Source organism: Photobacterium malacitanum (assembly GCF_900185615.1).
Taxonomy (GTDB): Bacteria; Pseudomonadota; Gammaproteobacteria; order Enterobacterales; family Vibrionaceae; genus Photobacterium; species Photobacterium malacitanum.
Window position 1 is genome coordinate 266,242 of record NZ_FYAK01000001.1, and the last position, 22,122, is coordinate 288,363.

18 protein-coding genes are annotated in these 22,122 nt (G+C 37.8%); 11 read left to right on the forward strand and 7 right to left on the reverse strand.

Going from position 1 to position 22,122, the window contains the following annotated elements; genetic code table 11:
* The 5 genes from PMAL9190_RS01205 to PMAL9190_RS01225 all read left to right on the forward strand — a co-directional run bounded on the left by PMAL9190_RS01205 (position 1) and on the right by PMAL9190_RS01225 (position 4,008).
* Positions 1-798 carry a Cof-type HAD-IIB family hydrolase gene (locus tag PMAL9190_RS01205; RefSeq protein ID WP_087843555.1) on the forward strand — a complete coding sequence of 266 codons (798 nt, stop codon included), beginning with the start codon at positions 1-3 and terminating at the stop codon, positions 796-798.
* 252 nt (positions 799-1,050) lie between these two features.
* Positions 1,051-1,563 (forward strand): superoxide dismutase family protein, encoded by a 513-nt coding sequence (locus tag PMAL9190_RS01210; protein WP_087843556.1) that lies wholly within the window; start codon positions 1,051-1,053, stop codon positions 1,561-1,563.
* 186 nt (positions 1,564-1,749) lie between these two features.
* A complete protein-coding gene (locus PMAL9190_RS01215; RefSeq protein WP_159458345.1) occupies positions 1,750-2,703 on the forward strand; it encodes a carbohydrate-binding protein in 954 nt (317 codons plus the stop codon).
* Positions 2,704-2,883: 180 nt separating this feature from the next.
* Positions 2,884-3,456, forward strand: a complete 573-nt coding sequence (gene efpL, locus PMAL9190_RS01220; protein ID WP_087819770.1) for an elongation factor P-like protein EfpL — start codon at positions 2,884-2,886, stop codon at positions 3,454-3,456.
* Positions 3,457-3,546: 90 nt separating this feature from the next.
* On the forward strand, positions 3,547-4,008 hold the full coding sequence (locus tag PMAL9190_RS01225; RefSeq protein ID WP_235004257.1) for a GNAT family N-acetyltransferase: 462 nt from the start codon (positions 3,547-3,549) through the stop codon (positions 4,006-4,008).
* 60 nt (positions 4,009-4,068) lie between these two features.
* Here PMAL9190_RS01225 and cspE (PMAL9190_RS01230) read toward each other — a convergent pair whose 3' ends face one another.
* Positions 4,069-4,278 (reverse strand): transcription antiterminator/RNA stability regulator CspE, encoded by a 210-nt coding sequence (gene cspE / locus PMAL9190_RS01230; protein ID WP_087843558.1) that lies wholly within the window; start codon positions 4,276-4,278, stop codon positions 4,069-4,071.
* A gap of 404 nt (positions 4,279-4,682) precedes the next feature.
* On the reverse strand, positions 4,683-4,892 hold the full coding sequence (cspE, locus tag PMAL9190_RS01235; protein WP_087843559.1) for a transcription antiterminator/RNA stability regulator CspE: 210 nt from the start codon (positions 4,890-4,892) through the stop codon (positions 4,683-4,685).
* A gap of 545 nt (positions 4,893-5,437) precedes the next feature.
* Here cspE (PMAL9190_RS01235) and PMAL9190_RS01240 point away from each other — a divergent pair.
* Positions 5,438-5,752 carry a DUF496 family protein gene (locus PMAL9190_RS01240; RefSeq protein WP_060998102.1) on the forward strand — a complete coding sequence of 105 codons (315 nt, stop codon included), beginning with the start codon at positions 5,438-5,440 and terminating at the stop codon, positions 5,750-5,752.
* Positions 5,753-6,040: 288 nt separating this feature from the next.
* On the opposite strand, the gene rsmF is transcribed toward PMAL9190_RS01240, so the two are convergent.
* The 4 genes from rsmF to PMAL9190_RS01260 all read right to left on the reverse strand — a co-directional run bounded on the left by rsmF (position 6,041) and on the right by PMAL9190_RS01260 (position 13,445).
* The gene (gene rsmF / locus PMAL9190_RS01245; protein WP_087843560.1) at positions 6,041-7,471 is read right to left on the reverse strand and encodes a 16S rRNA (cytosine(1407)-C(5))-methyltransferase RsmF; all 1,431 of its coding nucleotides are present in this window, start codon (positions 7,469-7,471) and stop codon (positions 6,041-6,043) included.
* Positions 7,472-7,690: 219 nt separating this feature from the next.
* Positions 7,691-10,318, reverse strand: coding sequence for an MlaD family protein (locus tag PMAL9190_RS01250; RefSeq protein ID WP_087843561.1), 2,628 nt, complete (start codon positions 10,316-10,318; stop codon positions 7,691-7,693).
* Complete coding sequence (locus tag PMAL9190_RS01255; protein WP_087843562.1) at positions 10,299-11,495, reverse strand: paraquat-inducible protein A; 1,197 nt, start codon at positions 11,493-11,495, stop codon at positions 10,299-10,301. Before PMAL9190_RS01255 ends, PMAL9190_RS01250 begins: the two co-directional genes overlap by 20 nt.
* A gap of 117 nt (positions 11,496-11,612) precedes the next feature.
* Positions 11,613-13,445, reverse strand: coding sequence for an ABC transporter ATP-binding protein (locus PMAL9190_RS01260; protein ID WP_087843563.1), 1,833 nt, complete (start codon positions 13,443-13,445; stop codon positions 11,613-11,615).
* A gap of 86 nt (positions 13,446-13,531) precedes the next feature.
* Here PMAL9190_RS01260 and msrC point away from each other — a divergent pair, with 86 nt between their 5' ends.
* The 4 genes from msrC (at position 13,532) to PMAL9190_RS01280 (ending at position 17,655) form a co-directional block, all read left to right on the forward strand.
* Positions 13,532-13,990, forward strand: a complete 459-nt coding sequence (gene msrC / locus PMAL9190_RS01265) for a free L-methionine (R)-S-oxide reductase MsrC (protein ID WP_087843564.1) — start codon at positions 13,532-13,534, stop codon at positions 13,988-13,990.
* A 109-nt stretch (positions 13,991-14,099) separates the two neighbouring features.
* The gene (proQ, locus tag PMAL9190_RS01270; RefSeq protein WP_065168838.1) at positions 14,100-14,732 is read left to right on the forward strand and encodes an RNA chaperone ProQ; all 633 of its coding nucleotides are present in this window, start codon (positions 14,100-14,102) and stop codon (positions 14,730-14,732) included.
* 17 nt (positions 14,733-14,749) lie between these two features.
* Positions 14,750-16,753, forward strand: a complete 2,004-nt coding sequence (prc, locus tag PMAL9190_RS01275) for a carboxy terminal-processing peptidase (protein WP_087843565.1) — start codon at positions 14,750-14,752, stop codon at positions 16,751-16,753.
* Between the two features lie 236 nt (positions 16,754-16,989).
* A complete protein-coding gene (locus tag PMAL9190_RS01280; RefSeq protein ID WP_087843566.1) occupies positions 16,990-17,655 on the forward strand; it encodes a lipocalin family protein in 666 nt (221 codons plus the stop codon).
* A gap of 120 nt (positions 17,656-17,775) precedes the next feature.
* Here the strand turns inward: PMAL9190_RS01280 and pncB are convergent, their stop codons facing one another.
* Positions 17,776-18,975 (reverse strand): nicotinate phosphoribosyltransferase, encoded by a 1,200-nt coding sequence (pncB, locus tag PMAL9190_RS01285; protein WP_087843567.1) that lies wholly within the window; start codon positions 18,973-18,975, stop codon positions 17,776-17,778.
* A 379-nt stretch (positions 18,976-19,354) separates the two neighbouring features.
* Here pncB and pepN point away from each other — a divergent pair, with 379 nt between their 5' ends.
* On the forward strand, positions 19,355-21,985 hold the full coding sequence (pepN, locus tag PMAL9190_RS01290; RefSeq protein WP_087843568.1) for an aminopeptidase N: 2,631 nt from the start codon (positions 19,355-19,357) through the stop codon (positions 21,983-21,985).
* Positions 21,986-22,122 lie beyond the last annotated feature (137 nt).

Sequence of the window (22,122 nt, forward strand, 5' to 3'; positions counted from 1 at the left end):
ATGACGTCTTCAATCAAATTTATAGCAACAGATATGGATGGCACATTACTCAATGATGATAAACAACTGCCTGATAACTTTTATGACGTATTTAATCAGCTTCATGCTAAAAATATCATTTTTTCAGCAGCATCAGGCCGACAGTACCAGAGTTTAGTTAATACTTTTGAACCAGTTAAAGATAAAATGCTGTTTATTGCTGAAAATGGTACGTTGGTTATGTATCAAGGTAAAGAGTTGTATAGTTCAACTATTCCAACGCCAGAAATCCATGCCATTATTACTAGTGTAAAAGAAATTGAGAATACGTTTATTGTTTTGTGTGGTAAAAACTCAGCCTATACAGAGACAACAGATCCTCAGGCTTTAGAGGAAATTAATAAGTACTATCATAACCTTGAAATAGTAAGTGATTTATTAGCTGTTGATGATGAATTTATTAAAATTGCAGTACTTAACTTCAACGGTACAGAAAAACAAATATACCCAATTATAGCCCCTTTATATTCTCAGACTCATCAAGTTGTTGTAAGTGCAAAGGTTTGGCTTGATATTATGCATAAAACAGCATCTAAAGGTACTGCAATTAAAGAGTTACAACGTATTTTTAATTTTACCTTTGAAGAAAGTATGAGCTTTGGTGATTTTTTAAATGATGTTGAAATGCTAAAAGAAACCTATTTTAGTTATGCAATGGATAATGCACATCCTGAGATTAAGCAATTAGCACGCTTTCATGCACCAAGTAATAATGAGCAGGGTGTAATGACGGTTATTCAATCACAGGTATTAAAGTAAGTTACTTTATGGCCTCGACCCATGTTACGTCATGATTGTGGTGTTGAATGACGGTTGTTATTACTGTTTATATTCAAACTATGCCTCTGAAAATAAATAAATTTAAGTAGCGACGTAATTATATATATTGCGTTGCTGTTTAATGATTTTGTATTTCCTTACCTCTTTCTTAACCGAATACGCATAAATGTGCCTATAATTTAATAATCATTAGTAGTATCTAAATGTCGTACTAAATTTAAGGATGAATTTATGATAAAAATTTGGTTATTTTTCGGCTTACTTGTTACTTCATTTGATGTGAATGCCACCGTTGTTATGGTTGAAATGAATGATCTTAACTCTGGCAAATCAATTGGTAGCATAACTGCTAAACAGTCACAATATGGTGTTGTATTTACACCTAAACTATCAGGCTTATCGCCTGGACTACATGGTTTTCATTTACATGAAAATGCGTCCTGTGAATCGACACAAGAACATGGGAAAACAATCGCGGCTGGTGCTGCTGGTGGACATTATGATCCAATGAATACAGGGAAGCATGGTTATTCTTGGACAAATGATAATCATCTTGGGGATTTACCTCCATTGTATGTCGATAATCACGGTAATGCTATTGAGCCAGTGTTAGCGCCTCGCTTAAAAATTACTGATTTAATTGGGCGTTCATTAATGATACATGTTGGTGGCGATAATCATGCCGATCACCCACATAAACACGGTGGTAGTGGTGAACGTTTAGTTTGTGGTGTGGTTAAATAAGCTGCTATTTAGAATTAAATGAATAGTTACGCGGGTATTATTTTTTATGTATTACTAATGATAAATACATATTTGATGTGATCTAGTATTTAACATTCTACAAAAAGAATAAAAATCAAATGACAGCAATCAAATTGCCTTTAAAGTGACATTAAGTTTATAAAATTAATGTCATATGAGGTAGTAATGATAGAGTTATCAAAGATAAAACTTGGAGTGACTATTTTTAGTTGTGCTTTATTTCCTTGGAATTCAGCATTTGCAGCTTATGATGCTTATCCTAATGATGGTGGCCCTTATTTGGTAGGCCCTGTTTCTAGCGTATTAAGTTGGAAAGGTGAAACATTTGATAATTTTAAAGATGGTCAAGTAATTGAATGTTCAAATTCTCAGTCTTTGCAAGCAGGCTATGATGTGACGTCTGGTTGCCTTATTGCGAAATATGTTGATCAATTTAAATATGGATGGGTTGATTATAAAACATTTCGTGTTGTCACAGATGCACGCGATACACTGAATCAAAAGATGAAGTGGACAAATCAAACTGTTGAGTACCGTGCTTATATAGATGAGTGGCATAAAAACGGTAATATTCCTGCATGGTCTGGGTTACATGCGTTTGTACGTTATCAAACATCTGATGATTTATATGTTGCTTCCATTCGTTATGATGGTTATGTAACAATAAAAATAAAATATCAGGGTAAATATACAACGCTAGCACAGATCCATCTTAGCGATTATACCAATGACTATTTTAATTCAGAGGGGAAATTAGCAGAAAAGCAATGGTATGATATTAAATTTACAGCTTATGACTCTCAACTCACGCTATTTTTGAATGATAAAATTATATTAGCTACTACCAATCAATTAATTGATGCTGGCACTACAGGTATTCGAATCGATTATGCTACTACTTATATAGATGATTGGCATGTGTCTGCAGGAATTAAGAATGATGATCTAGATGACCCAACAACTCCTCCTCAGCCAACCACACCTATTTGGAATCAAGATACCATTTACCATGGTGGGGATATTGTTAGCTACAACGATATTATATATAAAGCAAAATGGTGGACGTTAGGTGATCGTCCTGATGAAGGCGATCCGTGGCAGATTCATATAAATAACTAACATAGCTGCTCATTAAATCTTTAAAGTAGTGCGTAAATTTTTGTTATTATTGTCTTGGTTATCTATTAACCATGTTGATACAACAATGCAAAAAAATAGACTTTGGACTATCATATTACTTGCTATAAATCTGTATCTTGGTGTAATTTCTCACCACTATTTATTTTTGGAAGAATGATCATGCCAAAGGCTAGTGATATTAAAAAATTTGCTGCTATTGAACTTAACGGTAAAGTAGCTTTAGTTAAAGAAATTACCAAACTAACGCCTAGTGGTCGTGCTGGTGCAAGTCTTTACCGTATGCGCATTTATGATGTAGCAACGGGTTTGAAATCTGATGTTAGCTTTAAAGCTGATGAGATGATTACGTTAGCAGATTTCCGTCGTCAAAAAGCATCGTTCTCATACATCGATGGTGAAGAATACGTGTTTATGGATGATGAAGATTACACGCCATACACTTTCACTAAAGACGCAATTGCAGAAGAATTACTATTTATCAATGAAGATACTAAAGGTATTGAAGTATTGACTGTAGATGGTGCTCCTGTCGCTCTAGAATTACCTGCAACAGTAGAGCTAACAATTGTTGAGACAGATCCTTCAATTAAAGGTGCATCTGCAAGTGCTCGTACTAAGCCAGCAACACTGTCTACAGGTCTTGTTGTTCAAGTTCCTGAATACATTGCAAATGGTGAAAAAATCAAAATCAATACGTCTGAGCATAAGTTCATGAGTCGTGCTGATAAATAATAGTTAATTATTATTGACTAAAGCCAGTGGCGTTTATACGACACTGGCTTTTTTATGGCAGTAACAAAGATTAAAGGATAAACAAAAGTCGTGGATCAAATAATTACATTGGATGTTGCTAACAAAGAAGATATACAGGCGGTATATCAGCTTGAGAAAAAATTGTTTGGTGACCACTGTTATCCTGATTTTTTTATTCGCCAAGCTTATGATTGTTGGCCTGCTGGGTTATTAGTTGCGCGAGACTTAGACAATGTTATTGGCTATGTATTGTGTGCACCTCAGTTTACGAATGGATCATTAGTGGCATCAGAAGGGTGGATACTTGCGCTAGCTGTAGATAGTTGTGTGCAAGGCAAAGGTGTTGGACGGCAATTGATGCATGCAGCGATGGAGATATTGTCTGGTTGTGAAAAGCTATGGTTAACTGTCCATCCGAATAATCATGCGAAGAAATTATATCAGCAACTAGGATTTATAGATGTTGAACAAGAGAATGATTATTTTGGTTTAGATCAGCCACGAGTGAAAATGTTGTATGTTGCAGGGTAATAAATAATAAAAAAGGGTATATAAAATACCCTTAACTTCTTTCAACTGTTTGTCGAAAAATTAAATGCGCTCAACGTTAGCAGCTTGAGGACCTTTTTGGCCTTGCTCAACGTCAAAAGAAACTTTTTGACCTTCAGCTAGAGATTTGAAGCCTTCACCTGTGATAGCACGGAAGTGAACGAATACGTCAGCACCGCCATTGTCTTGAGTGATAAAACCGAAACCTTTCTCATCGTTGAACCACTTAACGATACCAGTTGCTTTAGACATGTTATGTCTCCTGAAATAATAAATTAATAGCGTTAATTACGCTGGTTTACTTATGTACAAAAGAATAATGAAGCGCTTCAGGACAACTGTGTACATTTGAACAGTGTAACGAAGTTTTCTCTTTCAATTTGTTGCATAAATAGGCCTTTCTTAAAGCCATGAGTATTAGGCCATTTTCATATTGAAAGGGCAAGTTTCTCGTATAAAAACATCACAAGAATGTGACCCCTTTAACAAAATAACATTTAGCAATTATATGCTACAAACTGCTTATTATCGATCTAGAAGTAATAGATAATGCTGTATTGTACTTTTTCTTTATATATCAAATAAGAACAGTGTAATAAAAATAAAAAAAAGGGCTCTAGAAGCCCTTGGTTTTGTAACGTTTTAACGTTAAGTTATTAGATTCTTTCAACGTTCGCTGCTTGAAGACCCTTAGGACCTTGTTCGGTCTCGTAAGAAACTTTTTGGCCTTCAGATAGCGTTTTAAAGCCATCACCACTAATCGCACGGAAGTGTACAAATACATCAGCACCGCCGTCATCTTGAGTGATAAAACCAAACCCTTTTTCTTCGTTAAACCACTTAACGGTACCTGTTGCTTTTGACATGTTGTCTCCTGATAAATCTATTCATCACACGGTATAGCCAATATCAGATTACGGAGCGATTTGAGCGTTGAACTCTGTTGCTGATCATGGAGATGACAGCGAAGATATCCTTGTTCAGATTGCTTTAATTGTAAATAAGTACTGGTCTACTATGAAGACTAGGCGCTGATGGGTGATTTGCAAATCAAATTCAGTTTTTTTATGAGCAAACAATGCAATCATAAACAGTGTCATTATAATTTCTTCGATAATTCATCTAACTGTCTTTTTTATTAGTAATTATCTCTAATATTTATTGCACGAAATCAAAGCAAAGATAAATAGCAAAGCGCATAATCCAAACAATAAAGGATCTTTAAGCGTATGTTAACTCACCACCTAGTCGATAATCTTCGGGTATTGCTTGAGTTTACAGCAGATTTTCTGATATAACGATTTTAGAAAAAAACTGAGACTCGACGGTTATGTACTAGGAAGTGCATTTTTCCTAATTATTAGCATTAAATCAGTTTCACAAGGCTTTATTTTCAGACTAAGGACAAAACATGAACAACATCCTTGAACTTGTTCGTCAGGCTCGCCGTAAAAACAAACTTAAGCGCGAAATTCTTGATAACGATCGTAAAATCCGTGATAACCGTAAGCGTGTAGAATTACTAGAGAACATGTTGGACTATATCAAGCCAGATATGACTCATGATCAAATTCTAGAAATCATTGAAAACATGAAAGGCGATTACGAAGATCGTGTTGATGATCATATCATCATCAGTGCTGAGTTATCTAAAGAGCGTCGTGACGTTAGCAAGAACGTTAAAGACCTTAAAAAAGCAGAAATCACAGCACACAAACATAACTAATCTTTTGTTTGTTAGTGAATGAAGACCTGAGCCATGTGCTCAGGTTTTTTTTTACTTGTTTGACGCTTAAAATTGAATAGTCTGGCAGACTAAAAAAAAGCCCGAAACGATTCCTGTGTCGGGCTTAGGGGAATAGGCTCAGTGATGAGCCTTGCGCTAACTGGATAGAGATAGAATTCGATTACACTATCAATACTAGTTTAGCTGTGATGATTTTCCAGTTTTAATTTAAAATAATTGTTTATTCAGTCAATAAAATACTAATTAATAGTAACTGATTGAATAATATTAAATATCAAACAGGTTAGTATCGCGTACTAATTCGCGAGGTAAGCCATTTTTGATGCGATTACCTACCCATTTACCGATACCAATAGGATAATCACGGTAAGTAACAATCACTTCACCTTTACCGGTTAGGTTTTCTGGGCGAATATCTCGGCCCATAAACCATTCTTTCGCTTGTGGTGCAGTTAAGGCTATAGCAACAGTCTCTTTACCCGTCGCAAGCGTCATGATTGCCTCATGTTGCCAGCGATAGCCTTTTTTATGCTGCTCCGCTAATTTAATCCCAATACGCTGAAAACGAACTTCACTAATTAATGGTTTGATCTGAGAAGGGAATAACCACACTTCTTTGTCTCGCAACCAAATATCACTGTTGGTTGATAAAGTGATATCAAGATCGGCCTTAAGTTGTTGAGCGATGAGCTGTTGTTCGTCTGCTTTTACTTGGTTAAAAGGGAATTTTCCCATGCGTTTTTTAACCGGATCGGTTTCAACGGATGTATGCTTGCGAATACGAGCTACAAAAAATCCTTCGCTGTCAAAAACTTGAGGGTAGACGTGTAAAAAACCTTCATCTGTTAGTACTTGTTGTGCGCCATCAAATAAATCGCCTAAAGATTCAAATTCAACCGCATCACCAAAGGTTTGTTTTAGATAGTGGCAAACCTCTTGGTTTTCATGTTGGTTAAGGGTACACGTTGAGTATACCATCACGCCACCAGGCTTTAATGCTTGAAAGGCACTAACAATGAGATTGCGTTGTACTGCTGCAATTTCATCAATAGACTCAAGACTCCAGTTTGCCATTGCATCATCGTCTTTACGAATAGCACCTTCGCCTGAGCAAGGAGCATCAAGTAAAATCGAGTCAAACGCTTCAGGAGCCCAAGTGCCAAAAACACAACCATCAAAATGGGTTAGTGCTGCATTATGGACACCACAGCGTTGTAAGTTAGCATGAAGTACTTTAATACGGCTTGCTGCTAACTCGTTTGCAACCAATGCGCCTTTATTTTGCATAGCACAAGCAATTTGGGTAGTTTTAGAGCCCGGAGCGGATGCCATATCGAGGACACAGTCAAGAGCATTATTATTATCCAGCAATGCAGTGACTGGCATCATTGAGCTGGCTTCTTGAATGTAGAATAACCCGGCCATATGCTCGGCTGTATTGCCTAATGAAACGCTCTCTTCATCCTCACGTTTGATCCAAAAGCCAGTATCACACCAAGGGATAGGAGTTAATGTCCAATCTTTATCTGCTACACGAGTAAGAAAGTCTGCCACGCTAATTTTGAGCGTATTGACACGAATACTGCGACGTAGCGGTGTTTTACAGCAGCTGATAAATTCATCAATGCTCAGATTTGCTGGCATTGTATGCTTGATGAGATCAATAAAAGCGTCAGGAATATAGATATTAGGATGCAAGGTAGCACTCTCTGTCAAACTAGCAATGCCGCGATTCTATACTAAACAACAACAAATTTATATCGACTATCTGTGCTTCTAAGCCTGTTATGTAGATGAATCAATTTTTATGGTGAAATAATAGATTAGATCGGCTGTTTTATAAATCTGAGAAACGGGAAAAGAAAAAGGGACAGTGATTGTCCCTTTTTTTGTGGTTTTAATATGGCTTAAATATTATTACTTGACGGGAATTGCTGTACGCCAAGTTAACCATTTAGGATTGACTTCTTTATTGAGTAAGAAGTGCTTGCCGTGTTTCGCTTGAGGGGCAAGTGGATGTGTGGCTGGTGTCGCAAATGAAATACCACCACGGAGTAAACTATCAAAAGTTCCTGCTTTAACTTTTGCTCCGGTAAGACCGACATCAACGTTCAACCCTGATGCATTCCAAAACACACTATTCGTACGAATAAGGTGGCGGTACTTTTGCTCAATCTGTACAGTAATTAATACGCGATCAGCTAATGCACCTAAAGCAACTTTAATGACTTGGCCAACTTGAATATCACGGTAAAGCAAAGGTGTACCTTCACTCACTGAGCCACGCTCTTCACTTTCTAAAATAAAGGTTTTGCCAGCATCAAATAGTTCCGCTGAACCTAACTTGAAATTGTGAGACGTTAAGCCTTTGCCTGGCTGTACTGCAATATATGAGCTTAAGAGAGAATCTAAATTTTCGCTACCACTTAAGCTAATTTTAGGTTTTACTACCCAGAAATAGCTATCTTTACGTGCAATTACATTGGCATATTGTGGGTATAAGCGTGCTTTTACAGTGACGTTATTACGTTCAAAGTTTGGCTCAATATTATCAACTTTACCAATTACAACACCTTGATACTTAATTGCCGTCGATTTTGAAATAGAACGAGCATCATCTGCCGTTAGGGTGATCATAACGCCAAAATGTTGAGCATCGCTTAAACTTGAATAAAGTTTATAGTCACTACCAGAACGGTTTGCAACCCCTTTAATTGAGTCAAATGCGATGCCACCTTTAAGCAAGGTTGAGAGTGGATCCGCTTTAATTTTAACGCCATTAAGTCCCGCTTCTACCTCAACCCCTGATCGGTTCCAAAAAACAGTGTTACTGTCTATTAAATGGCGGTATTTCTTTTGTATATTCAGTTTTATTTCAACCCCTGATGTCTTAAGGGCAAAACTGGTGATCTCACCAACTTGTAGATTACGATAAAGCACCGGACTGCCTTCGGAGATAGAAGGTAAGTTATCAGCAACAAGTGTAATTGAGGTAAACCCTTTTAATTTTTCATCAGCAAGCTTAGCGAGGTGTCTATTTTTAAATAGCGTATAACTTTTTTGGACCCCTTGTTTGCCACTTGATGTAAAGCTAATTGCGCTGCTTATTAATTGATCCGCTGCAGGAATAGAAACATCGACGCCGCTATTACTGATATTAGCTTCAATACCACCGTCAATAAAGAAACGGCTATGGGAGCGAATTAAGTGAGTATATTGTGGTTGAATTAATGCATCTAATCGTACTCGATCACCATCGAGTTTCACGTTAGTGATATGGCCGACATCAATTCCACGATAGCGTAATTTAGTGCCTGCTTTTAAGCCGAAGCTTTTATTGGCATATAGCGAGAAAACAGCCACACCTGGTTGTTGCTCTTCAAGTGTGTTTTGGGTGATAGCTGTAAAATGACGCGTTGTTTTGCCTTCACCAGGAATTAAGCGAAGATAATTACCGCGAACAAGATTGCCAATATTTTTGACGCCAGTTAGTGAAACTTGCGCTTCTTCAAGTAATAACCGTGAGCCATTATTAAGTAGATCACTCATGCTAGGTTCGATAGCTGCGTGAGCAATAATTTTATTGGTTTTTTCGTCCAGCTTTAAATCTGAAATTTTACCAATTTGAAGGCCACGATACATGATCGGCGCCCCTGAGTTACTGACATTATTATCGTCTGGCAGAGTGATGGTTATAGCGATACCACGACCTGCAGTATTAATGTCTGGATAGAGGTTAAATAAATGCCCTTCATCAATAGGTTTACCTGCATCAGGTGAGTCAAATGCAATCGCACCAGCAATCAATGCTGATAAGCTTTCAAATTGGACGTCAACACCATTAAAACCAATATTGGCATTGACACCACTTACATTCCAAAAACGGCTTTTATTGGTCACTAGATTGGCATAATGCGGTTTGATCAGCGCATCAATCAGCACTTCTTTCTTATTAGCACTAAGGGTGTAGTTATAAATTTCACCGACAGGGATCTTTTTATAAAAAATTTGTGAGCCAATACTGAGAGAGCCTAGGTTTGGTGCTTTTAATTGTAGGGTTAAACCATCATTTGTAGGCATGTTTGCCGGTTGGTTTTCTAGTGCGGTAAATTTTGTTGCTTCTTCACCTGGACCTGGTTGAAGGGCAATGTAATTACCTGAAACTAGCGCATCTAAACCAGAGATGCCAGTAATAGAAGCCTTAGGTTTTACTAACCAAAATCGAGTATGTGTACGAAGTGTTTTTACGGCTTCAGGGTAGATATCTGCAGATACATAGATGCTTTTAAGATCTTTTGATAACGTCACATCACGTACAATACCGACTTCTAATCCTTGATAGCGAATAGTGGTACGCCCCGCAACTAAACCTACGGCATCATTAAAGTGAATTTGAATACGTTCGCCGCCTTCATTAACGGCTTTATAGAGTAACCATCCAGCGACAATAATAGCCAATAGAGGTAATAACCATAAAGGTGATAAGCCCCGATCACTGCGAATATTCACGCGTTGTGGTTGCTCGTTATTTGGTTCGTTGTTCATATTTGTCCCAGATTAGACGAGAATCTAAGCTCTCTGCTGCTAACATTGTTAAAATAACGACTACACCAAAAGCAATGGCGCCAGGCCCTGGTGTAAAATCAAGAAGTTGCCCACGGTCGATCAAAGCGACCATAATCGCGATAACAAAAAGATCCATGACGGACCATTTTCCTATCCAATGTACGATACGAAAAATACGCATTCGTTGTAGACGCTGGCTACGCTGTTTAAATTGAATGCATAATAATATATATGCTAAGCCAATGATTTTAGCGACAGGAACGACAATACTGGCAACAAAGATGATGATGGCAATACTGGTCATTCCTGTTTTTACTAAGCCTGCAACACCTGAAAAGATGGTATCTTCAATACGTTTACCGTTATTCATGAAGATAGAAATAGGGTAAAGATTTGCTGGCAATATAAAAATACTGGCAGTGATAAGATATGCCCATGTTTTCTGGAGTGATTTTGGAATTCGATGATGTAATTGACTACCACAACGGCGGCAATGCGGTAATGATTCTTGGGTTAACTGACAGCGATGACAGACAGTATCAAGTTTGTCACTGATATGTTCATTTTCGGGTTGCCAAGCATCCCAATAACGGCGAACACTTATTTTCGTTAACAGTACTGACAATAGGATTTGCATACTGATTAAGCAATATAATCCTATTCCAACATAAATGTCGGCGACTTCTTGTACTTTAAAACAAGAAATAGCCAAGCTAACTAAAAAGACCTCTAGCATTGTCCATTGTTTTAAATGAGACAGAATCCACAGTGACAGTTTAAATAACCGCAGTTGCCGAAAGCGTAATGAAAATTGTGCACTTAAAACAGCGCTGATTAATAATAATGGCGCAATAGCACTACAAAAAAGAATTAAAATTGCAACGGCAGGAAAGGTGGGGGCAAGTGCAACAGTTCCAGAGGTTAATGTTGCAGGTATCATCTGGCCAATTAAACGAATGGTAACTAACGGTAGGCTAACCATTGGGATATAAAGAATAAGACAGGCAACCGCAAGCGCTAATTCTGCGTTAAAGCGCGCAATGCCACCGCGGTACAGTCGAGTATGACAACGTGGGCAGTAGGCACTGTGTCCTTGTGTCGCAATTTCAGGCAACACAAGTAAATCGCAGCCTGGGCAGCGTCGAGCCTTCGACATGGTGCGTTTCTTCCTTTGGTAATAAGGTGTACAAAAGCACTCATTGAGTTGTTAGTGACTCATTGTTTATAAAAAACAATAATAACCATCAATGAGTGCCGATTGACGCACACTATATTATTTTGTGTTGACGCTGGCTACTGCTTCGTGTGAATTGACACTATTGGTTGTTAATTCAGCTGATTGAATTGAACCATAAAGAGTTTGATATAGCCCTTGAGTATTAACCAATTCGATATGAGTACCTGATTGACTGACTAGACCATCTTCAAGTACATAAATAATATCAGCTTGTTTAACAGCAGATAAACGATGAGCCACAATCAAGGTGGTTTTATTTCTTAAAAACGTATTGAGGGCTGTATGTAAAGCGGCCTCAGTTGAGGTATCTAAAGCGGATGTTGCTTCGTCAAGAATAACAAATTCAGGATTAGAAAGAATCATACGCGCAATGGCTAATCGTTGTCGCTGTCCGCCTGATAAACGAATACCTTGGCGGCCTATTTCGGTATCTAATCCATGGGTGAGACGTTCAGTAACATCAGCAAGTTGAGCGATATCTAACGCTTGCCATAATTCTTCATCAGTAAACGAACCACCTAAGGTTAAGTTATGACGTAACGTTTCATTAAACAACACTGGTTGCTGTAATACGACTGCCATCTTCTCACGTAGTGCTTCATAGCTAACGTCTTCAATAGGATGATTATTTATTAAAATATCACCACTGTTTTTTTGATAAATGCCAAGTAATAATTGAATTAAAGTAGATTTACCGCCACCAGATGCACCAACGAGTGCAACACGTTTACCAGCGGGAATATCAAGGTTTAATCCACAAAGTACTTCTTTGTCATTATCATACGAAAAATGTAAATCACGAATTTTAATCGCAATAGTTTGTTGATCATTAAATGGGTTAACCGTTGCTGGTGGACGTGTTTCTTCTTCAAGTGCTAATAGGCTATTAAGGCGTTGCATTGCAGCTGATGCGCCGTACCAAGCAAATTGAATACCTAATAATTCTTGAATTGGACCTAACATAAACCACAAGTAGCTAAACACAGCTAACATTTCACCAATGGTTAAGTTACTAAATAGCACCATTAACATTGCTGCAGCTCGAAAAATTTCAAAACCAATTAAGAATAACAGGAAAGAAATGCGTCCCGCCGCTTCTGATTGCCATGCATATTTATCAGCACTGTGGCGAATATCACTGGCATTGGTTTTTAATTGTTCTAAAAAATCACGTTCGCGATTAGAAGCCCGTAATTGATAAAGGCCGTCTAAGACTTCAATTAAACGATGTTGAAATGTTTCGTAAGATTGGTTTTCTTTACGTTTAAGGTTTTTAACGCGGCTCCCCATAAGCTTAGACGCATAAACAACAATCGGATTTATAATCAGAATGAATAAACCTAACTTCCAATCAAGCCATAAAAGTACACCAGCGGTTCCAACAACCGTTAAAAGCCCGATAATAAACCGACTAAGCGTATCACCAACAAACTTATCAATCGTCTCAACATCAGTAATTAGGTGAGAACTGATGCCACCACTGCCTCGTTCTTCGTACTGTCGCATACTTATGCGGCCTAGTTTGTCGAGTAAGTGTTGACGTAAGTTATAGGTTATATCTTTTGATACTAATGTAAATTGTCGACTTTGGAGTATATTCAGCGCTTGGCTAAAGGTGCGCATTAATACAACCAGAACAAGCACTAAAATAATGTAGCCTGTTGCGTTGTGCCATGCAGAAGGTAAAAGGGCGTTAAGATAAGTAATGCCTTCGCCTGGTTTATGCAACAGAACTTCATCAACCATTAGTGGCATCAGAAGTGGAATAGGTACACTGATCAAGGTTGCGATAACAGCAATAATATTGGCAACAATTAATCTTGGTTTATGTAATTTCGCTTGTTGTAGTAACCAAGACCAATTAATCATAAGATGGTTCTTATCTTTCACTGTGAGAATAATTCCTATTATCAGTAGTATTCTTGCTATTCTAACGGCTATATACGGAGTAAGCTATGGAAAATTCAACCGCTTTTTATCATCGTCTAACACAACAAGCATTGGCGCTTATTGAAGGTGAAAAGGATCTTATCGCTAATATGTCTAATATTAGTGCGTTATTAAATATGGAGTTAGAACAAATTAATTGGGTTGGATTTTATTTGTTGAAACAAGATCAATTAGTTCTGGGCCCATTTCAAGGAAAACCTGCTTGTGTTCGTATTCCTGTTGGACGCGGTGTTTGTGGAACGGCAATTTCAGAAAATAAAGTGCAGCGTATTGCAGATGTTCATGCTTTCCCTGGGCATATTGCATGTGATGCTGTAAGTAATTCTGAAATCGTTATTCCAGTTATGGTTAATGAAAAATTAATCGGTGTGCTGGATATTGATAGCCCAATTTTGTCAAGATTTGACCAAAATGATGAACAAGGTCTAGTTTCTTTCGTAGAAGCACTACAAAAAGTACTCTAATTTCATGCTTTCGGTGGTTTTTCCGCGTTAGGTAATTATAATAGCAGCACTATTTCTTTTTGAACAAAGCACAAATAACGAGCAATCCTCGTTTATGTCAGGAAACTCCATGGAAAACTCTGAAAAGTTAACGAACAGTAAAGAAGTTATTGCATACATCGCTGAGCGTTTCCCAAAATGTTTCACTGTTGAAGGTGAAGCGAAGCCACTTAAAATTGGTATCTTCCAAGATCTTGCTGAGCGTCTTAACGAAGATCCAAAAGTAAGCAAGACTCAACTACGTACAGCTTTACGTCAATACACGTCTTCTTGGCGTTACCTTCACGGTGTTAAAGCGGGTGTGAACCGTGTTGATCTAGATGGTAATGATTGCGATGTTCTAGAGCAAGAGCACGTGGATCATGCGCTTAAAGCTTTAGAAGAAAGTAAAGCTAAAGTACGCACTCGTCGTAAAGAGCAAGCAATTGCGAAAGCGGCTAAAGAAGGCGAAGCTAAAAAAACACGTGCAAAAACAGTTAAATCTAGTAACACTAAGCCAAAAACGGCTACTATTAAAAAGAAGCCTGTAGAGACAACACGTGTACTGAATGCTGATGAAGTAATTGTAGGCAAAAATGTTCAAGTGAACATGGGTTCAGGAAACATGCCTGCAACTATTGTTGAAATTAACAAGGACGACGTGCGAGTTCGTTTAAATAATGGCCTTGTAATGGCTGTTAAAGCGGAGCACTTGCGTTCATAAAGGAGAATGCGCGACACATGAATTGTCGATTCCGTTTCTCACTGATAGCTGCTGGCATGATGCTAGCAGCTTCGGTTCAAGCCGCTGAGGCTAAGTATTCATTAAGTGATGTGCCGCATCTTGCTCCTGAAAAACAGCATGCAACCGCGAGCACAAGAGTGGCATCGCGCTATACGCGTTCTCACTATAAGCATTTTACACTTGATGATCAGTTTTCTGGACAAGTATTCAATCGTTATATTGAAATGCTTGATTATAATAAAAGCTTTCTTAACGCTACAGATGTTGAACAATTTGGTAAATGGAAAAATCAGTTAGATGATCAACTGAAATCAGGGAATACATCTGCTGCGTTTGATATTTTTAATAAAGTCCTTCAACGTCGTTTTGAACGGTATCAATTTGCGTTAACTCAGCTTGATACTGAAATCAAATTTGATAATAAAGATGACTTTGTTATTGATCGTTCAGAGCTTGAATGGCCAAAAGATAACACTGAATTGAATGAGATTTGGCGGCAGCGGGTTAAATACGATGCGTTAAATCTTAAACTTGCAGGTAAAAAATGGCCTGAGATTCAAAAGACGTTAACCAAGCGTTACAACAATGCGATTAAACGTTTAACACAAACACACAGTGAAGATGTATTTCAGCTATACATGAATGCTTTTTCACGTGAGGTCGATCCACATACAAGTTATTTATCGCCACGTAATGCTGAACAATTTCAGGCAGAGATGAATCTGTCATTAGAAGGAATTGGTGCCGTATTGCAGGTAGAAGACGACTATACCAAAATTCGTTCCTTAGTTGCTGGTGGACCAGCGGCGAGCTCGAAAAAAATTGCAGCAGGTGATCGCATTATTGGCGTAGGCCAAGAAGGCAAGAAAGTTGTTGATGTTATTGGTTGGCGTCTTGATGATGTTGTGCAGTTAATCAAAGGGCCGAAAGGCAGTAAGGTTATTCTGGACATATTACCTGAAGGCAATAATGCGAAGAGTTACACCGTAACAATTGTACGGGACAAGATCCGTCTTGAAGATCGTGCAGCAAAGTCGGAAGTGAAAACTGTCGATGGCAAAAAAATCGGTGTGATTGAAATTCCAAGCTTTTATGTTGGATTATCACAAGATACCAAAAAAGAACTGGTTAAATTAAATGACCAGAAGGTTGATGGTATTGTGATCGACTTACGTAATAATGGTGGTGGTGCTTTAACTGAAGCAACCGCACTAACGGGGTTATTTATTTCAAGTGGACCTGTTGTGCAAGTGCGTGATAGTTATGGACGAATTAAGGTTAATGGGGATTCGGACGATCAAATTTCTTTTGATGGGCCATTAACAGTATTAGTTAACCGCTACAGTGCATCTGCTTCAGAAATTTTTGCAGCAGCAATGCAAGATTACGGACGTGCTATTGTTTTAGGTGAGCAATCTTTTGGTAAAGGTACGGTGCAACAACATCGTTCATTAAATCATCTCTATGATTTATTTGATAAACCATTAGGTCATGTTCAATATACTATCCAAAAATTCTATCGTATTAACGGTGGAAGTACTCAGAACTTGGGTGTTGTTCCTGATATTTCTTTTCCTTCAGCCATTGATCCTGCTGAAACAGGGGAAAGTGTTGAAGATAATGCATTACCTTGGGATAGTATTAAACCTGCAGGTTATCAGAAATTACATGATTATAGTACGCTTGTTCCGATACTAGCAGCAGAGCACCAAACCCGTATTAAAAATAATATGGAATTTGGTTTTATCAATGAAGATATCATTACCTATAAAAAGGAAAAAGATATTAATACTATTTCATTGAATGAAAAGACACGCATAGCAGAACAAGATAAAGATGACGCTGATCGTTTAGCCCGCTTAAATAAACGTCAAAAAGCGTTAGGTGAAAAACCTTTTGCTGATTTGGATGCGGTGCCAAAAGATTATGAAGCACCTGATGTTTATCTTGATGAAGCCGTTGCGATAACTGCTGATTTTAGTAATCAAAAACAATCGTAACAATGATACGGAATGACATTCTTTTGTTGATGTCTCTTTTATTAAAGCGCTCTTAGGAGCGCTTTTTTTTATCTGTTATATCTACTGTCTTAATATTGAGATAATTTAAATTACAAACTGTGATATACCGCATATTTTTCATCGAAAATTAGGTTTCCCGACTAGTTTTAAGTATAAGACCTCTGATGTTTAAGAGGGAATACAAAAGCTAAAGTACTCAGTAAGGGGAACTGCATATGATGAAAACAGTTGGTTTTTTTTGGTTATTTATCTTGAGTTTGTTTAGTGTTAACTCTGTTGCTGATGATATTACTGAGTTTGATTATCCTTTTCTACTAGGTAATTGGTATTGGTTTAGTAATCAACAAGACGGCGTTGAAAGTGGAGGGGAAAAATATCGAGCAATGCATGTGATGTTTAAATCAGATTATCAATTTGCAATGCGGCTATTACGAACTGATGGTAAAGTTGAACAGTGGACGGGCAATTATGATATCGATGATACCAACATTACGTTTATTTCCCCTAATGAAGAAGATCAAATGCATAGCTATTTGCTTAACTATAATCGTTTTGTACTTGATGGCGCTCACTTTACTAAATTAGCACCTGAACATTTAGCTGGTAATTGGCGGACTAAAACAATTTCAGGACTCGATGTTGCTGACAATATTGCAGAGTTTGCATTATCTTTACGTCCAGATTTTTTATTCTCAGCAGAGATATCAAATCAAGCTGGTAAAACAAAAGAACATCGTGGTGTTTATTATTTAGAAGATGATCAAATTGTTCTGCTCTATGAAGATGGTCAGCAAGATAACCAATTTGTATTAAATGGTAATAACACTTTAACCTTGAGTAATGAACATTTTGGAATGGAAGCAGTATTACGTCGTGAATAATATTACTATCAACGGTAATTATTTGGATTTTAAATACCGTTATGTTTTAGAACAATAAAAAAGCGAACAATCAAATTGTTCGCTTTTTTTGAACTTAACTATTAGCTATCTACTTAATCATTATTCGTTAACGAGTTGAAAAGCTGTACGTAATTGATCAAGATAATCTTCATCTCGACAAATACTCTTTCCTGGTTCGTCTGAAATTTTGGCTACTGGTCGACCTTCACACTCTGTCAGTTTTAAAACGACATTGAGTGTTTTAACGCCAGGTAAGTCACAAGTCAGTTGTGTACCAATACCAAAGCTAACATTGATATGATCATTAAAGTGTTTATAAATCACTAATGCTTTATCAAGTGTTAGGCTATCAGAAAACACTAACGATTTCGTTTTTGGGTCAATGCCTAACGATTTATAGTGCGCAATGGCTTTTTCACCCCAAGAGATAGGATCACCACTATCATGACGTAAACCAATAAAGCGCTCAGAAAGACGCTGATCGAAATCGCGCAAAAAGGCATCCATATTGATACAGTCGGTGAGTGCAATACCTAAATCATGAGGGTATTCTTGCAACCAGCGATTAAGCGCTAATTGTTGAGAGTCTGCTAATTCACCAGCGAGCTGTTGATGTGCTTGAAACCATTCATGAGCTTGAGTACCAACAGGGGTTAGACCGCGAGTATAAGCGAGGTAATAGTTTGATGTGCCTTTAAATTCAGGCATATTATCTTTCAAGTAGTCAACAACGTGATGATGAACATCTTTTGAAAAACGACGACGCGTACCAAAATCTACTAATGCAAACTGGCTTAAATCACACTTTTTAGCATCATGATAGAAACGATCAATTTTTGATTTTAACTGCTCAATTGCCATCGCAGTAGTCGCTTGTGGGTAAAGATGTTTACAGCGAATTTCACAGATAATGGCAAGCAGTGGTACTTCCCATAAAATCACATCAAGCCATGTACCACGAATAGTGATCGCTAATTGATCACCTGATGTATCAATCTCTACATCATTAGCGTTTAGTTTAAAATCTTTTAGAAACGCAAGGTAATCGGCATGAAAAAAAGTCAGAGTCGATAAGAAGTCGAGTTCGCCTTGAGTAAAAGATAAGGTCGAAATATGATCAATTTGTGCTTTAATTTCAGCAGCGTAAGGGCGTAGATCTTCATCACTGCGGCAATGGAACTCAGCCACAGCTTCAACGCCTGGATATTGATGGAATACTGCTTGTTGCATATGAAGCTTATAAGCATCAGTATCAAGCAGGGAGTCTATAACCCCATTATTGTGTCTGTTATTATTCATATCTGGTAGTAGATACTCAAATTGATAAATTTAAAGAATTTATTTTTATAATTATAGGATCTTTAAATTCAATGTCTTGGACATGGTTTATAAAGCTTAGTAAATAAATAACTAAACTATTTAACTGGTGTGGGATTGTGACCTAAGAGGTGAACTACGTCAAGGAATATCAAGTTTACCCATTGTGACTGTTGCATTAATCATCTCGACGTGTATTGCTATATTAATACGTAAACGTTTACGTTAGTGATTCACTATATTGCCCCTAAATTTATGCTTGAAAAGTGTTATTGGTGACACAATATTATTATATAACAGCCAACATTAATCGGTAGCTCATGCATGTAGCATTAGAGCAATCATAAAGGATATAAGAATAATGACAGAACATTCTACTGTGACTCAACCAGCAGCAAAATATCGTTCAGACTATCGCTCGCCTGATTATACCATTACGGACATCGATCTGACATTTGACCTTCATGATACCAAAACAACGGTTGTTGCTATTAGTCATGTGGTACGACTGAGTGAACAGGCTAATGCTGAATTAGTACTAGATGGTGATGATTTAACATTAATCAGCGTGACTGTAAACGGCCAAGCTTGGCAAGATTACCACCAGCAGTCAGGGCATTTGACGTTAACAAACCTACCGGCTGATTTTGAATTAGCGATTACAACTGAAATTAATCCTGAAGCTAATACTTTACTGGAAGGTCTGTATAAATCTGGCGGTGGTTTCTGTACCCAGTGTGAAGCAGAAGGTTTCCGTCGTATTACGTTCTATTTAGATCGTCCTGATGTATTAGCGCGATTTACAACTAAAATTATTGCAGATAAAGCGGCATTTCCTTACATGCTAAGCAATGGTAATCGTATTGCGGAAGGTGAGCTTGATAACGGTCGTCATTGGGTTCAATGGCAAGACCCATTTCCAAAACCTTCTTACTTATTTGCTTTAGTTGCAGGTGATTTTGATGTTTTGCGTGACACATTCACTACCATGAGTGGACGTGAGGTTGCTTTAGAGATTTTTGTCGATAAAGGTAATTTGGATCGCGCTGATTATGCGATGACATCACTTAAAAATTCAATGAAATGGGACGAAGAACGTTTCGGTCTTGAATACGATCTTGATATCTACATGATTGTGGCTGTTGATTTCTTTAATATGGGAGCAATGGAGAATAAAGGTCTTAATGTCTTTAACTCTAAATTTGTATTAGCCAACCCAAATACTGCTACAGATACTGATTATCAAGGCATTGAAGCGGTGATTGGTCACGAATATTTCCACAATTGGACTGGTAACCGTGTTACTTGTCGTGATTGGTTCCAATTAAGCTTAAAAGAAGGCCTAACGGTTTTCCGTGATCAAGAGTTTTCTTCAGATTTAGGCTCTCGACCTGTTAACCGTATTGCCAATGTACGTATTGTTCGAGGCCCACAATTTGCAGAAGATCGCGGCCCGATGTCACATCCAATTCGCCCTGAAAAAGTGATTCAGATGAATAATTTCTACACTTTAACTGTGTATGAAAAGGGCAGTGAAGTGATCCGTATGCTACATACTTTATTAGGTGAAGCAAATTTCCAAGCTGGTATGACATTGTATTTTGATCGTCATGATGGCACAGCTGCAACATGTGATGATTTTGTACAAGCAATGGAAGATGCATCAGGCATTGACTTAAGTCGTTTCCGTCGCTGGTATAGTCAAGCTGGTACACCGATTGTTAGTGTTTCAACGGCGTATGACGCACTCGCAAAAAGTTACGCCGTCACTATTAACCAGCAAACTCCCGCAACCGCAGAGCAAGTAGAAAAACAGCCACTACATATTCCTTTTGATATTGAGCTATACAATAGCAAAGGTGAAGTGATTGGTTTACAAATCAATGGTGAAAAAGTACATAACGTACTCGATGTAAAAGAAGCTGAGCAAACTTTTGTATTTGAAAATATTGCAGAGCAACCTGTGATTTCAATGTTGCGTGAATTCTCAGCACCAGTGATCTTAGAATATGATTACACTGATGATGAGCTAATTTTCCTAATGGTTAATGCAACAAATGAATTTGCTCGTTGGGATGCAGGGCAAATGCTATTGGCGAAATACATTCGTCAAAATGTAGCCCAAGTACAACAAGGGCAGCCAGTTACTTTACCTGACGCTGTTATTGATGCGTTCCGTGGTGCATTACTGGATGAAAATCTTGATCCTGCCTTTATTGCCGAAATGCTAACGCTTCCAAGTGAGAATGAAATAGCGGGTTGGTACACAACGGTGGATGTTGATGCTATTAATCAAGTTGTGGGGGCATTTACCCAACTACTTGCCACTGAAATGGAAGATGAGTTTAGTGCGATTTATCACAGCTTAACGCAAGAGTGTTATAGCCTTGATCATGCGGCAATGGCAAAACGTGCTCTACGAAATAAGTGTTTGTCATACTTAGCATATACAGCACAAGGTAATGCATTAGTTGCTGCGCAATATAAAGCCGCTGACAATATGACTGATACTATGGCAGCAATGTCAGCAGCTAATAATGCCCAACTGGATTGCCGTGCCGAGCAAATGGCTGATTTCAGTGATAAATGGAGCCATGATGGTTTAGTCATGGATAAATGGTTTATGTTGCAAGGTACTAATCCTGCGGCTGACGCATTAGAAAATGTACGTAATACCATGAATCATCCAACATTCAGCTTAAAAAATCCTAACCGTACACGTAGCTTAGTGGCTGGCTTTAGTGCTAATAACCCCGTTCATTTCCATGCTAAAGATGGTTCTGGCTATGTATTTTTAACTGAGATTTTAGAGATTCTAAACACCAGTAACCCGCAAGTAGCGGCACGTTTAATTGAGCCACTACTAAAGCTTCGCCAATACGATACAAGCCGTCAACAGTTAATGCGTAAGCAGCTTGAAAAACTTGCTGCTATGGATAACTTAGCCAAAGATTTATTTGAAAAAGTTCAAAAAGCACTTGTTCAAAAGTAATCGGTTAATGATGTAACGTTATCGATATGTAATTGTACCCCAAAGCCAGTGACTTAATTAGTGACTGGCTTTTATTTTATGTTATTGTTTTACTTGTTTTTAATTTTCATGTTAAGCATTTAGGAATAGGTTAATTA